At 56.9% G+C, this 12911-nt stretch carries 13 protein-coding genes; 9 read left to right on the plus strand and 4 right to left on the minus strand.

Annotated features, from left to right (window positions below; translation table 11 throughout):
- Positions 1 to 13: 13 nt before the first annotated feature.
- The 3 genes from pyrB (at position 14) to ORY85_RS09025 (ending at position 1972) form a co-directional block, all read left to right on the plus strand.
- Positions 14 to 934, plus strand: a complete 921-nt coding sequence (pyrB, locus tag ORY85_RS09015; protein ID WP_274571815.1) for an aspartate carbamoyltransferase — start codon at positions 14 to 16, stop codon at positions 932 to 934.
- Positions 935 to 944: 10 nt separating this feature from the next.
- Positions 945 to 1406 (plus strand): aspartate carbamoyltransferase regulatory subunit, encoded by a 462-nt coding sequence (gene pyrI / locus ORY85_RS09020; protein ID WP_274571814.1) that lies wholly within the window; start codon positions 945 to 947, stop codon positions 1404 to 1406.
- Between the two features lie 137 nt (positions 1407 to 1543).
- Positions 1544 to 1972, plus strand: a complete 429-nt coding sequence (locus ORY85_RS09025; RefSeq protein ID WP_274571813.1) for a hypothetical protein — start codon at positions 1544 to 1546, stop codon at positions 1970 to 1972.
- An 83-nt stretch (positions 1973 to 2055) separates the two neighbouring features.
- Here the strand turns inward: ORY85_RS09025 and ORY85_RS09030 are convergent, their stop codons facing one another.
- The gene (locus tag ORY85_RS09030) at positions 2056 to 2958 is read right to left on the minus strand and encodes a DMT family transporter (protein WP_274571812.1); all 903 of its coding nucleotides are present in this window, start codon (positions 2956 to 2958) and stop codon (positions 2056 to 2058) included.
- Between the two features lie 155 nt (positions 2959 to 3113).
- Here ORY85_RS09030 and grpE point away from each other — a divergent pair, with 155 nt between their 5' ends.
- Together grpE and dnaK are read left to right on the plus strand one after the other, a co-directional pair.
- Positions 3114 to 3677, plus strand: a complete 564-nt coding sequence (gene grpE / locus ORY85_RS09035) for a nucleotide exchange factor GrpE (RefSeq protein ID WP_274571811.1) — start codon at positions 3114 to 3116, stop codon at positions 3675 to 3677.
- A gap of 157 nt (positions 3678 to 3834) precedes the next feature.
- On the plus strand, positions 3835 to 5760 hold the full coding sequence (gene dnaK, locus ORY85_RS09040) for a molecular chaperone DnaK (protein WP_274571810.1): 1926 nt from the start codon (positions 3835 to 3837) through the stop codon (positions 5758 to 5760).
- Positions 5761 to 5853: 93 nt separating this feature from the next.
- Here dnaK and kdsA read toward each other — a convergent pair whose 3' ends face one another.
- From kdsA to ffh, 3 genes are all read right to left on the minus strand, one after another.
- Positions 5854 to 6705: a 3-deoxy-8-phosphooctulonate synthase gene (gene kdsA / locus ORY85_RS09045; RefSeq protein WP_274571809.1), complete on the minus strand. Its 852-nt coding sequence runs from the start codon at positions 6703 to 6705 to the stop codon at positions 5854 to 5856.
- A 106-nt stretch (positions 6706 to 6811) separates the two neighbouring features.
- On the minus strand, positions 6812 to 7843 hold the full coding sequence (galE, locus tag ORY85_RS09050; protein WP_274571808.1) for a UDP-glucose 4-epimerase GalE: 1032 nt from the start codon (positions 7841 to 7843) through the stop codon (positions 6812 to 6814).
- Positions 7844 to 7989: 146 nt separating this feature from the next.
- Positions 7990 to 9369: a signal recognition particle protein gene (gene ffh, locus ORY85_RS09055; protein ID WP_274571807.1), complete on the minus strand. Its 1380-nt coding sequence runs from the start codon at positions 9367 to 9369 to the stop codon at positions 7990 to 7992.
- 163 nt (positions 9370 to 9532) lie between these two features.
- On the opposite strand from ffh, the gene ORY85_RS09060 reads away from it, so the two are divergent.
- The 4 genes from ORY85_RS09060 to uppS all read left to right on the plus strand — a co-directional run bounded on the left by ORY85_RS09060 (position 9533) and on the right by uppS (position 12910).
- The gene (locus ORY85_RS09060; protein WP_274571806.1) at positions 9533 to 10339 is read left to right on the plus strand and encodes an inner membrane protein YpjD; all 807 of its coding nucleotides are present in this window, start codon (positions 9533 to 9535) and stop codon (positions 10337 to 10339) included.
- Between the two features lie 430 nt (positions 10340 to 10769).
- Positions 10770 to 11489: a UMP kinase gene (gene pyrH / locus ORY85_RS09065; RefSeq protein ID WP_274571805.1), complete on the plus strand. Its 720-nt coding sequence runs from the start codon at positions 10770 to 10772 to the stop codon at positions 11487 to 11489.
- Positions 11490 to 11580: 91 nt separating this feature from the next.
- Positions 11581 to 12138: a ribosome recycling factor gene (gene frr / locus ORY85_RS09070; RefSeq protein ID WP_274571804.1), complete on the plus strand. Its 558-nt coding sequence runs from the start codon at positions 11581 to 11583 to the stop codon at positions 12136 to 12138.
- 25 nt (positions 12139 to 12163) lie between these two features.
- Positions 12164 to 12910 carry a polyprenyl diphosphate synthase gene (gene uppS, locus ORY85_RS09075; RefSeq protein WP_274571803.1) on the plus strand — a complete coding sequence of 249 codons (747 nt, stop codon included), beginning with the start codon at positions 12164 to 12166 and terminating at the stop codon, positions 12908 to 12910.
- Position 12911: the final 1 nt, after the last annotated feature.

Raw genomic sequence — 12911 nt, forward strand, 5'->3', positions numbered from 1 at the left:
GGGGAAGACAAATATGGCCAATCCGCTGTACCGGCAGCATCTGATTTCGGTTTCCGATTTAAGCAAAGCGCAGCTGTCGCACCTTCTGCATACGGCTTTGACATTAAAACAGCAGCCGCGCGGCGACCTGCTGGCGGGCAAACTCATCGCCTCGTGCTTTTTCGAGCCGTCCACCCGCACGCGGCTGTCGTTTGAAACGGCGGTGCAGCGTTTGGGCGGCAAAGTGATAGGCTTTGCCGACGGTGCCAATACCAGCGCGAAAAAAGGCGAAACGCTGGCCGATACCGCGCGCATCATTTCCGGTTACACCGACGCGATTATCCAACGCCACCCCAAAGACGGTGCGGCGCGCGTGCTGGCCGAATTTTCCCAGGTACCCGTTATCAATGCGGGCGACGGCACCAACCAGCACCCGAGCCAAACCCTGCTCGATCTGCTGACGATTTACGAAACCCAGGGCACGCTCGACGGACTGAAAATCGCGATGGCAGGCGACTTGAAATACGGCCGTACCGTTCATTCGTTGGCGCAGGCGCTCAAACGCTGGGGTTGTGAATTTGCCTTTATTTCGCCGCCCAGTTTGGCCATGCCCGACTACATCACGGAAGAGTTGGACGAAGCCGGATGCCGTTATCAGACCTTTGCCACGCTCGAAGCGGCGGTGGAATGGGCGGATATCCTGTATATGACCCGTGTGCAGCGCGAACGTTTCGACGAGCAGGAATTCGCCAAAATTCAGGGCAAATTCAATCTGAACGCCGCGATGCTGGCCGGTGCCAAAGCCAATCTGCGCATTCTGCACCCGCTGCCGCGCGTGGACGAAATCCACCCCGATGTCGATGAAACGCCGTATGCCTATTATTTCGAGCAGGCGGCCAACGGCGTGTATGCGCGCATGGCGATTTTGTCGCTGATTCTGAACGAAGAAGTGTAAGGAGGCGGTTGTGAACGAAAAACAGCTCAGCGTGGAAGCCATTGAAAACGGCACGGTCATCGACCATCTCCCCGCCGGTTCGGGCTTGGCGATTCTGCGCCAATTCAAACTGCTGCATCACGGCAGCGCGGTAACGGTAGGCTTTAATCTGCCGAGCAAGCGCGCGGGCAGCAAAGACATCATCAAAATCAAAGAAGTGGTGTTTACGCAGGCCGATGCCAACCGTCTGGCACTGTTTGCGCCCGATGCGACAGTAAACATTATCGAGCGGTTCAAGGTGGTGGCCAAACTGCCGCTGACCCTGCCCGAGAGCATAGGCGAAGTATTCGTTTGCCCGAACCGCAACTGTGCCGGACACGGCGAACCGGTAAAAAGCCGTTTTTATGTGCGCCGCAGCGGCGGGCAGGTCAAACTCAAATGCCATTATTGCGAGAAAACCTTCCCGCGCGAAACGCTGACCGAGGCCGTCTGAAAACGGTGTGCTGCATGAATCGGGCGGCTTTCCCCTGTGGGGAAAACACGGAATCCGTTTTCAGACGGCCTGACGGCGGCGTTTCCGTTTTTTATTTGGGTTTTGATTTTAAACTGTCAGAAAGGCGGTTTCCGACGATGATTTCCCTGACGGCTTTGGTAATAGTCGGCGTGATTCTGCTGGCTTTGCTGTTGGCGGGCATTTTTGTACCCAACCCCATCACTTGGATCATGACCCTGCTGCTGGGTGCGGTATTCTGGTTTGTCCTGCTGCCCAAATATCAGGGCGAACAGCAGGCGGTGACGCAGGGCGTGGTGGTGCGCGCGGCAGTGTCGGAAGTGAGAAGTTGGAGCCGCAAACAGGGCGACGGCGATTATCAGGATTGGTATGAAGTACTGGCGATGGCCGCCAATCCCGAAACCGGCAAACTGCAAACCTTCGTCAGCGCGCCGATGAAAGACGACCCCGCGCCGTATCTGGGTGAAACAGTGGAAGTCAAAGTAGATTGGCGCAACCCCAAAGCCTATGTGATGGATTTGTCCTTCCTGCCCAACCCGCCGAAATAGCGGAAATAAACGTGTAAACAACAGGTCGTCTGAAAACGGGAAACGGCGTTTTCAGACGGCCTTTGTCCGGCGGTGTTCAGCCGCTACGGCTGGCGTTCGTGCGGTACGGCCGGGCGGGCGGGTGCGGCCGCATTCCATACCGCCACGCCGATAATCAGTGCCACTCCCGCATACTGCCACAGCCCCAAACGCTCGCCCAGCAGCAGTGCCGCCAGCACCACGGCGGTAAACGGTTCGAATACCGTGAACACCGATGCGCGGGTGGCGGGCATTTTCTGCAAGCCTTTCATAAACAGTGCCGACGCGCCCACCGTGCCGACCAGAGCCAGTCCGAGTGCCGACAGCCAGACCGGCAGCGGCTGAACGGCTAAACGGGCAAATGCCTGATGCGTGTCGGGAGAGAGCACCAGCAGCAGTGCCGAAATGGTAATCGAGCAGAAAAACACAACGACGGGCGGGCTGCCCGTCATCGCCCGTTTGCCCAATACACCGTAAAGAGCGTAGCAGATGCCTGCGCCCAACCCGAACGCGATACCGGCCGGCTCGGCCGCTGCCCCGCCCGACATCGTCAGTGCCACGCCCAGTGCGGCCACCAGCGTCAGCAGCAGCGAACGGCGGGTAACCGGTTCGCCCAGCAGCAGGCGTGCGAACAGCAGACTCCATACGGGCGCAGTATAGAGCAGTGCCACAGCCAGCGACGCACCCACGCGCGAGACGGCGGCAAAATAGCACAGGCTCATGCCCAGCATACCGATGGCCGACTGGGCGGCCAAGACCGGCAGCCGGCGCAGTCCGATGCGGCGCAGAAACGGCCAAAACCACGGTAAGGCCGCCGACAGCAGCACACCTGCCAGCACAATGCGGAATGCTGCCACTTCGCTGCCGTCAAAGCCCGCCCGGTTGATGCGGCTGCCCAGCAGTCCCAGAGTTCCCCAGCACACCGCACCGGCGATAATCTGCCACATGCCGACGGTCTGCGGATTCACCCCTTTCCTCTTGCCTGTCATATGCTGCAACCAAGTGAGACCCAAACGGTCGATTATACAATATTTCCCGCCGTATGCTTGAAACCGCCCCAAGCAGCCCTATATTGCCGTCCATGATGAAATTGACCAATCCTTTCCGTAAAAAAGGCAGAGACATGAGCGACAACCGACCCGAAACCGAAATCGAAACCCCGACAGACGAAAACGCCGTGCAGGAAGAAACGGCACCGCCCAGTTATGAAGAACTCCAAGCAAAAGTCGAAGAGCTGGAAGGCCGTCTGAAAGACGAAGAACTGCGCGGTTTGGCCAACGAGCAGAACCTGCGCCGCCGCCATCAGGAAGAAATACTGGCCACACACAAATTTGCCGGGCAGAAATTCGCCGCCGAAATGCTGCCGGTCAAAGACTATCTGGAAATGGCTCTGTCGGATCAGAGCGGTAATTTCGAAGCCTTGAAAATGGGCGTTCAAATGACCCTGACCGAATTGCAGAAAGCCTTTGATGCTACCCAAATCAAAGAAATCAACCCGCAGCCCGGCGACAAACTCGATCCGCACCAACATCAGGCCATGCAGACCGAAGAGAGCGATCTGCCGCCGAATACTGTGGTGCGCGTTCTGAAAAAAGGCTATACCCTGAGCGAGCGCGTTTTGCGTCCGGCCATGGTCGCCGTGGCGCAGGAAGCACCCGCCGCCGAAGCGGATACAGTGGCAGAGTAGGGTATTAATCATTGATTTTATTTGAAAAGAAAACGGCGCAAAAAATTATCCACAGGCACTTGAAAAGCCTGAAACGTCCCCTATTTTGAGCGTCGAGCAAGGCGGTTATCCACAGGAAGGCCGTCTGAAAACAAACTTTCAAGGAGTGAAACACACTATGGCAAAAGTAATCGGTATTGACTTGGGTACTACCAACTCATGCGTGGCCGTTTCGGAAAACGGCCAAACCAAAGTGATTGAAAACGCCGAAGGCGCGCGCACCACACCGTCCGTCATCGCCTATCTGGACGGCGGCGAAATTCTGGTCGGCGCACCGGCCAAACGCCAGGCCGTTACCAATGCGAAAAACACGGTTTACGCAGCCAAACGCCTGATCGGCCACAAATTTGAAGACAAAGAAGTCCAGCGCGACATCGAAACCATGCCGTTTGAAATCATCAAATCCGCCAACGGCGATGCATGGGTGAAAGCGCAGGGCAAAGAACTGTCTCCGCCGCAGATTTCTGCCGAAGTGCTGCGCAAAATGAAAGAAGCCGCCGAAGCCTATCTGGGCGAAAAAGTCACCGAAGCCGTGGTTACCGTGCCGGCCTACTTCAACGACAGCCAGCGTCAGGCTACCAAAGATGCCGGCCGCATTGCCGGTCTGGACGTAAAACGCATCATCAACGAGCCGACTGCAGCCGCGCTGGCTTTCGGTATGGACAAAGTTGCCGGCGGCGACCGCAAAGTAGCGGTTTACGACTTGGGCGGCGGTACATTCGATATTTCGATTATCGAAATTGCCGATGTGGACGGCGAAAAACAGTTTGAAGTATTGGCCACCAACGGTGACACCTTCTTGGGTGGTGAAGACTTCGACCAGCGCATCATCGACTTTATCATTGCCGAATTCAAAAAAGAGCAGGGCATCGACCTCAAAGGCGATGCCATGGCGATGCAGCGCGTGAAAGAAGCCGCCGAAAAAGCCAAAATCGAACTGTCCAGCGGCCAGCAGACCGAAATCAATCTGCCGTTCATTACTATGGACGCTACCGGCCCGAAACACTTGGTGCTGAAACTGACCCGCGCCAAATTCGAAAGCCTGGTGGAAGATTTGATTGCCCGCTCCATCGAACCTTGCCGCATCGCGTTGAAAGATGCCGGTTTGAGCGCGGGCGACATCGACGATGTGATTCTGGTCGGCGGCCAAACCCGTATGCCCAAAGTGCAGGAAGCCGTGAAAGACTTCTTCGGCAAAGAACCGCGCAAAGACGTGAACCCCGATGAAGCCGTGGCCGTGGGTGCCGCGATTCAGGGCGAAGTATTGGGCGGCGGCCGCAGCGATGTGCTGCTGCTGGACGTAACCCCGCTGTCGCTGGGTATCGAAACCATGGGCGGCGTGATGACCAAGCTGATTCAGAAAAACACCACCATTCCGACCAAAGCGTCTCAGGTGTTCTCGACGGCTGAAGACAATCAGAGCGCGGTAACCATTCATGTCTTGCAGGGCGAGCGCGACCGTGCATCGGGCAACAAATCGCTGGGTCAGTTCAACTTGGGCGACATTGCGCCCGCGCCGCGCGGCGTACCGCAAATCGAGGTCACTTTCGATATTGATGCGAACGGTATTCTGCACGTTTCGGCCAAAGACAAAGGCACCGGCAAAGCCGCCAACATCACCATTCAGGGTTCTTCCGGTTTGAGCGAGGAAGAAATCGAACGCATGGTGAAAGATGCGGAAGCCAATGCCGAAGAGGATAAAAAACTGACCGAATTGGTGGCCTCGCGCAATCAGGCCGAAGCCCTGATTCATTCAGTGAAAAAATCTTTGGCAGACCACGGCGACAAACTCGATGCCGGCGAGAAAGCCAAAATCGAAGAGGCTTTGGCCGCTGCCGAAGAAGCCGTGAAAGGCGAAGACAAAGCCGACATTGATGCCAAAGCGGAAGCCTTGGGTGCAGCCAGTCAGAAGTTGGGCGAGCTGGTTTATGCGCAGGCACAGGCGGAAGCCGAAGCCGGCGGGGCAGACGGTGGTGCAGGGGCGGAGAAAGACGATGATGTCGTCGATGCCGATTTTGAAGAAGTGAAAGACGACAAGAAATAATCAGGCCGTCTGAAAAACAAAACGCGAATCTTTCGGGATTCGCGTTTTTTATTTTGGCCGATGGCCGTTATCGGCTGTTGACCGTGTGCGGGCTTAGCGGATAGTCAGGGGGGCGAAACTTTTTACCAGATCATCGACGGCTTTCACGCGGATCAGGAAATCTTCCAATTGTGCCAGCGGCAGGGCACTGGGACCGTCGCATTTGGCTTCGTCCGGGTTGGCGTGTGATTCGAGGAACAGGCCGGCCAGGCGGGCGGCCATGCCGGACAGTGCCAGATCCAGTACCTGACTGCGGCGGCCGCCCGATGCCGCCGCACCGGATTCGCGCTGTTGCAGGGAGTGGGTAACGTCGAAAATCACCGGCAGGTTGGCGCAGGTCTGTTTCATCACGCCGAAGCCGAGCATATCGACCACCAGATTGTCGTAGCCGAACTGTGTGCCGCGCTCGCACAAAATCACTTGGCCGTTACCCGCTTCGGCAAATTTTTCCACAATGTTTTTCATTTGCGGCGGGCTGAGAAACTGCGGCTTTTTGATATTGACGACTCTGCCCGTGGCGGCGATGGCGGCAACCAGATCGGTTTGGCGTGCCAGAAAGGCGGGCAGTTGGAGAATATCGCATACTTCGGCGGCGGGCGCGCATTGGTGGGGCTCGTGTACATCGGTGATGACGGGCACGCCGAAAGCCTGTTTGACGGCGGCGAAGATTTCCAGCCCTTTATCCAGCCCCACACCGCGAAACGAATGGACGGACGAGCGGTTGGCCTTGTCGAACGAGGCTTTGAATACATAGGGGATGCCGAGTTTTTCGGTTACCTTGACATAGTGTTCGCAGGCTTTGAGGGTGGAGTCGAGATCTTCCAGCACATTGATGCCGCCGAACAGGGTAAAGGGCAGGTCGTTGCCGATTTTGACGGTGTGACCGGGAAGGGCGATGTGGGTCATGCGGGTCTCCTTGGTGGCGGAAGGATAGGGGAAAACGTCTGCTCGGGGGCGGCAAAGACGGTTTGTCGGAGGTGTTTCGGGCAACAGGCCGTCTGAAAACGGTTTTTCAGACGGCCTCCGGTGCTGCGGGGTAGCCGTCGGGGTTGTTGCTGACCCAGCGCCATGAATCCTGCATCATCTGCGTCAGGCTGCGTTTGGCGCGCCAGCCGATCTGCTCGGCCGTATGGCCGGGGTCGGCATAGAAGCACGGCAAATCACCCGCACGGCGCGGTTGGATCCGATAGGGAATGTGTACGCCCGATGCGGCTTCAAAGGCGCGGATAATTTCCAGTACGGATACCGGCCGCCCCGCCCCCAGATTCAGCAGATGGACGCCGGTTTCGCCGCCTTTGGCCTGTAAGGCGGCCACATGGCCTTCTGCCAAGTCCATGACGTGAATGTAGTCGCGCATTCCCGTGCCGTCGGGCGTGGGGTAGTCGCCGCCGAAAACGGACAGGCAGTCGAGTTTGCCTGCCGCCACTTGGCAGATATAGGGCAGCAGATTGTTGGGAATGCCGTTGGGCTGCTCGCCGATCAGGCCGCTTTCGTGTGCGCCGATGGGGTTGAAATAGCGCAGCAGAATCATGCTCCAACGCGGGTCGGATTGTTGGATGTCGGTCAGTATGCGTTCCACCATGGATTTGGACGTACCGTAAGGATTGGTGGTGTCGCCGGGTTTCATGTCTTCGGTGTAGGGCACGCGGCCGGGGTCGCCGTATACGGTGGCCGACGAGCTGAAAACCAGTTTGAACACGCCGGCCGCCGCCATTTCCTGTGCCAGAATCAGACTGCCGCAAACGTTGTTGTCGTAGTAGTCCATCGGGCGGGCAACGCTTTCGCCCACGGCTTTGAGTCCGGCAAAATGGATGACCGCATCGATGGCGTGAGCGTGGAAAATCTTTTGCAGAGTTTTGCGGTCGCGGATGTCGCCCTGACAGAAAACCGGTGTTCGGCCGCTGATTCGGCTCAGGCGCGGCAGAACGGCGGCCGAAGAATTGACCAGATTGTCGATGATAACGACCGAATGGCCTGCCTGTTGCAGGGCGATGACGGTATGCGAACCGATAAAGCCGGTTCCGCCGGTAACGAGAATATTCATGGGGCAATCTTTGTGAATCGGATAAATCGGAAAACCGGCCGCATCAGGCGGGTGGGTGATGGGGCTGTTCGTTCTGCGCAGGCCGTCTGAAACGGGGCGTTCAGACGGCCTGAATGACCACCCGCAGCCGTATTTGCGTTCCCGTATCAGCGGAAACCGCCCATGCCGCCGGGGAACATGCCCTTCATGCCTTTGGCCATGCCCATCAGTTTGCGCATATTGCCGCCGCTGAACATTTTCATCATTTTTTGCGACTGCTCGAACTGGTTGAGCATTTTATTGACTTCCTGAACCGTGGTGCCGGCGCCTGCGGCGATGCGTTTTTTGCGGCTGGCTTTAATCAGCGCGGGATTGGCGCGCTCTTTCGGCGTCATCGAATTGATGATGGCTTCTACATGCCCCATCGCTTTTTCCGCCGTGCCTTCGGGAATCTGTTTCGACAGTTGCCCCAATTCGCCCGGCATTTTCGACATCAGGCTTTCCAGGCCGCCCATATTGCGCATCTGCTGGATTTGGGCTTTGAAATCGTTCAAATCGAAACCTTTGCCTTTGCGCAGCTTTTTCGCCATCTCGGCGGCGGCTTCTTCGTCTATGCCTTTCTGAACGTCTTCCACCAGACTCAGCACATCGCCCATGCCCAAAATGCGGCCGGCGATACGGTCGGGGTGGAAGGCTTCTAGGCCGTCGATTTTTTCGCCGACACCGATAAACTTAATCGGCTTGCCGGTAATCTGGCGCACGGACAGTGCCGCACCGCCGCGCGAATCGCCGTCCATTTTGGTCAGTACAACGCCGGTCAGCGGCAGGGCTTCGTTAAAGGCCTGCGCGGTATTGACGGCATCTTGGCCGAGCATGGCGTCCACCACAAACAGCGTTTCCACCGGATTGACGGCGGCGTGCAGGGCTTTGATTTCCGCCATCATGGCTTCGTCCACCGCCAGACGGCCGGCGGTATCGACCATCAGCACGTCATAGAAATGGCGTTTGGCGTGCGCCAATGCGGCCTGTGCGATTTCGACGGGCTTTTGACCGGTGTCGGCAGGGAAAAAATCCGCTTCCACCTGTTCGGACAGCAGGCGCAGCTGTTCGATGGCGGCGGGGCGGTAAACGTCGGCGGAAACGAGCAGGATTTTTTTCTTCTTGTCCTGACGGTTGAGCAGGCGCGCCAGCTTGCCCACGGTGGTGGTTTTACCCGCACCCTGCAAACCGGCCATCAGCACCACGGCGGGCGGGGCGGCCGCCAGATTCAGCGCGCTGTTTTCTTTGCCCATCAGCTCGGTCAGGGCTTCATTGACCACCGTGATAAACGTCTGTTCGGCCGTCAGGTTGTCGGCAATGGTGCGGCCGAGTGCTTTTTCTTTGACATTGGCGATAAAGTCGCGCACCACGGGCAGGGCGACATCGGCTTCCAGCAGTGCCAGCCGCACTTCGCGCAGGGCGGGCTTGATGTTTTCTTCGTTTAATTGTGCTTGGCCGCGAATGTTTTTGAACACCGAACGGAAGCGGCCGGTTAAATTATCCAGCATGGCGGTTCCCCAGAAAGCAGGCTGCCGTGTCAGGCCGTCTGAATGCGCGGGAGGCGGTTTCAGACGGCCTGAATCGTGTACACGGCAGGCAGGTTATTTGATAGAATCATTCTATTTTACACGACCGGCGCAGTTGTGAATATGCGCGACAGAAAGTTTGCAGATGCAACAGATTTTGCTTGTATTGGCACTGGCTTATGCCGCTTTGGGTGCGTGGGCCTGGCTGGGGCGCCGCAGGGCGGATAAGCCGTATTCGGTGCGGGGCGAGCAGTCGGTTTTGGCGCCGCTGCTGTTGCTGCACGGTGCTTTGGTACTGCTGCCGCCGTTCGGTGCGCGCGAGTTGGTGATGGGTTTCGGCTATGCGCTGTGCCTGGTGTGGTGGCTGATGCTGATGCTCTATTTCGGCGGCAGTTTTTTCTACCGTTTGAACGGTTTGCAGCTTTTATTATATCCCCTTGCAGCGGCATCGCTGGCGGCGGCGGCGTATTTTCCCGGCCGTCATGCCGCCTATCAATTGGCCAATCTGCCGTTTATGCTGCACCTGATTTCCGCACTTTTGGCATACAGCCTGTTTGCGGTATCCGCACTCCTGGCGGTGCTGGTGTTGTGGCTGCACCGCAATCTGCGCCGCCGCCGCCATTTGCAGCAGGTTTACTGGCTGCCGCCGCTGCTGAGTCTGGAAAAAATGATGTTGCAGGGCGTGTGGGCGGGTTTTATTCTGCTGACGCTGGCAGTGGTCAGCGGAACGGTCTTTGCGGAAGAGGTTTTCAGACGGCCGTTGCAGTGGAACCATAAAACCGTTTTCGGGATTATGTCGTGGCTGATTTATGCCCTCCTGCTGCTGCGCCGCCGAATGACGGCGTGGCGCGGCAAGCGGGTGGCGGTGTGGACGATTATCGGCTTTGTGAGCCTGATGACGGCCTACATCGGCAGTAAATTTGTGTTGGAAATCCTGCTGCCTGCCGTTTGACGGCGGGCAAGTCAAAACAAAACGGCTGTCTTCGCGACAGCCGTTTTGTTTTGCCGCCGACATACCGCCGACGATCAGGTGTTTCCCGGTTTCTCTGTATTTTCCTGCCTTTGTGCAACTTGGCTTGGTTCGAGCTTCTGCTCAATTTAATGTAGCCTAATGTAATGCTTTTACATAAAAGGGGCAAGGCAAATATCTTTTGGGATTTGAATAAGGCATATTTTCTTATTTGTCTTGGGTGGTTGGGCATAAAATTCTGTATTTTTTTGTAATTTGATATTTTGTTTCCGTTGCGGCCGTCATGGCCGCCTCGTTGTAGGCCGGTGTAGTGTCGGAGGTTTTGCGTTAGCGGATGAAAAACGGCTTAGTGATTTTGGCGCTTCGGCGTATAATGCAGCCATTTTGTGCATCTGAATTAAAGAGGGGTGTTATGGGGCAGGGTGTGAAGTACAAGCGTGTGCTGCTCAAATTGTCGGGCGAGGCGCTGATGGGGAAAGATGCGTTCGGTATCAACCGTGAAACCATTATGCAGATTGTCGGCCAAGTGAAGGAAATTGTCGATTTGGGCGTGCAGGTCGGCGTGGTGGTCGGCGGCGGCAATATTTTCCGAGGTGTATCGGCGCAGGCGGGCAGTATGGATCGGGCAACTGCCGACTATATGGGCATGATGGCGACGGTCATGAACGCGCTGGCACTGAAAGATGCGTTTGAATCGCTGGGTTTGAAGGCACGCGTGCAGTCGGCGCTCTCCATGCAGCAGATTGCCGAAACTTATGCCCGTCCCAAGGCGATTCAGTATTTGGAGGAAGGTAAAATTGTGATTTTTGCCGCCGGTACCGGCAATCCGTTCTTTACCACCGATACCGCCGCCGCCCTGCGCGGTGCGGAAATGAACTGCGATGTGATGCTCAAAGCCACTAATGTGGACGGTGTCTATACTGCCGATCCGAAGCGGGATCCGTCGGCTGTCCGCTATGAGCGCATCACGTTTGACGAGGCTTTGGGCAAAAATCTCAAAGTCATGGATGCAACCGCATTTGCCTTGTGCCGGGAGCGCAAACTGAATATTGTGGTGTTCGGTATCGCCAAAGAGGGAGCATTGAAAAATGTGATTCTGGGCGACAGCGAGGGAACGCTGGTGCACTGCTGATGCCCGTTGCGCGTGGCGCGTCGGGAAAATGAAATTGAAATGCCGTTTTCAGACGGCCTCCGTTTTTGATTTTGATGAGTGAGCTGAGAAGATGATAAACGATATCCAAAAAACCGCCGACGGTAAAATGCAGCGTTCGCTGGAAGTGTTGAAAGAAAATCTGGCCAAAGTGCGTACCGGGCGCGCCCATACCGGCCTGCTGGATCAGGTGGAAGTGGAGTACTGGGGCAGCAGTGTTCCGGTCAGCCAGGTGGCCAGCGTAACCCTGCTGGACGCGCGCACCATCGGCGTGAAGCCGTTTGAGAGCAATATGGCGGCCAAAGTGGAAAAAGCCATCCGGGATTCCAACTTGGGTCTGAATCCGGCGGCTGTCGGCGATCTGATCCGCGTGCCGATGCCCATGCTGACCGAAGAGCGCCGCAAGGATTTGATTAAAGTGGTGCGCGGCGAAGTGGAAGAGGGGCGCGTATCGATCCGCAACGTGCGCCGCGATGCGAACGATCACATCAAAAAACTGTTGAAAGACAAAGAAGTGTCGGAAGACGAGGCGCGCCGGGGAGAAGAGGCGGTGCAGAAGCTGACCGACAAATACATTGCCGAAGTAGATAAGGTGTTGGCGGCAAAAGAAGAAGATCTGATGGCGATTTGAGATTGCCGCTTCAAGAAAGCCAGTGATGAGCAGCAGTACGCAGACCGTATTGGATTACAGTGATGTGCCGCGCCATGTCGCCGTGATTATGGACGGCAACGGGCGGTGGGCAAAAAAACGCCTGCTGCCCCGCGCGGTGGGGCACAAGCGCGGATTGGAAGCCTTGGAGAAAGTGGCAGCGCAATGTGCGCGCCTGGGTGTGCGTTATCTGACTGTATTTGCTTTTTCCACCGAAAACTGGCGCAGGCCGTCTGAAGAAGTCAGTTTCCTGATGGGGCTGTTTTTACAGGCGCTGCAAAAACAGGTGGAAGTGATGCACCGCAACAATATGCGGCTGCGCATCATCGGCGACCGCAGCCGTTTTTCCGACAGCATTGTTGCCGGCATCGAGGCAGCCGAGCGGCTTACGGCGGGCAACAGCGGCCTGACGCTGGCGGTGGCGGCCGATTACGGCGGCCGCAGCGATATTCTGCAGGCGGTCAATAAACTGCTGGCGGCGGGAAAAGAAACCATAGGCGAAAGCGATTTGGCGGCCGAACTGGCTTTGGGTGATGCGCCTGAGCCGGATCTGTTTATCCGCACCGGCGGCGAGCAGCGCATCAGCAATTTTCTGCTGTGGCAGCTGGCCTATACCGAACTGTATTTTACCGATACGCTGTGGCCGGATTTTGACGAAACCCAATTCGATTTGGCGATTCAGTCGTTCCGCAGCCGCGAACGGCGTTTCGGCCGTACATCGGAACAGCTGCCGCCTGAGCAGCAACGGAGCTGAG

The organism is Neisseria leonii (assembly GCF_028776105.2).
Taxonomy (GTDB): Bacteria; Pseudomonadota; Gammaproteobacteria; order Burkholderiales; family Neisseriaceae; genus Neisseria; species Neisseria leonii.

Bases quoted from the DNA above. Each gene is read 5' to 3' on its own strand.
- pyrB (WP_274571815.1), top strand. From the start codon at position 14: ATGGCCAATCCGCTGTACCGGCAGCATCTGATTTCGGTTTCCGATTTA.
- ORY85_RS09025 (WP_274571813.1), top strand. From the start codon at position 1,544: ATGATTTCCCTGACGGCTTTGGTAATAGTCGGCGTGATTCTGCTGGCT.
- grpE (WP_274571811.1), top strand. From the start codon at position 3,114: ATGAGCGACAACCGACCCGAAACCGAAATCGAAACCCCGACAGACGAA.
- dnaK (WP_274571810.1), top strand. From the start codon at position 3,835: ATGGCAAAAGTAATCGGTATTGACTTGGGTACTACCAACTCATGCGTG.
- kdsA (WP_274571809.1), bottom strand. From the start codon at position 6,705: ATGACCCACATCGCCCTTCCCGGTCACACCGTCAAAATCGGCAACGAC.
- galE (WP_274571808.1), bottom strand. From the start codon at position 7,843: ATGAATATTCTCGTTACCGGCGGAACCGGCTTTATCGGTTCGCATACC.
- ffh (WP_274571807.1), bottom strand. From the start codon at position 9,369: ATGCTGGATAATTTAACCGGCCGCTTCCGTTCGGTGTTCAAAAACATT.
- ORY85_RS09060 (WP_274571806.1), top strand. From the start codon at position 9,533: ATGCAACAGATTTTGCTTGTATTGGCACTGGCTTATGCCGCTTTGGGT.
- pyrH (WP_274571805.1), top strand. From the start codon at position 10,770: ATGGGGCAGGGTGTGAAGTACAAGCGTGTGCTGCTCAAATTGTCGGGC.
- frr (WP_274571804.1), top strand. From the start codon at position 11,581: ATGATAAACGATATCCAAAAAACCGCCGACGGTAAAATGCAGCGTTCG.
- uppS (WP_274571803.1), top strand. From the start codon at position 12,164: ATGAGCAGCAGTACGCAGACCGTATTGGATTACAGTGATGTGCCGCGC.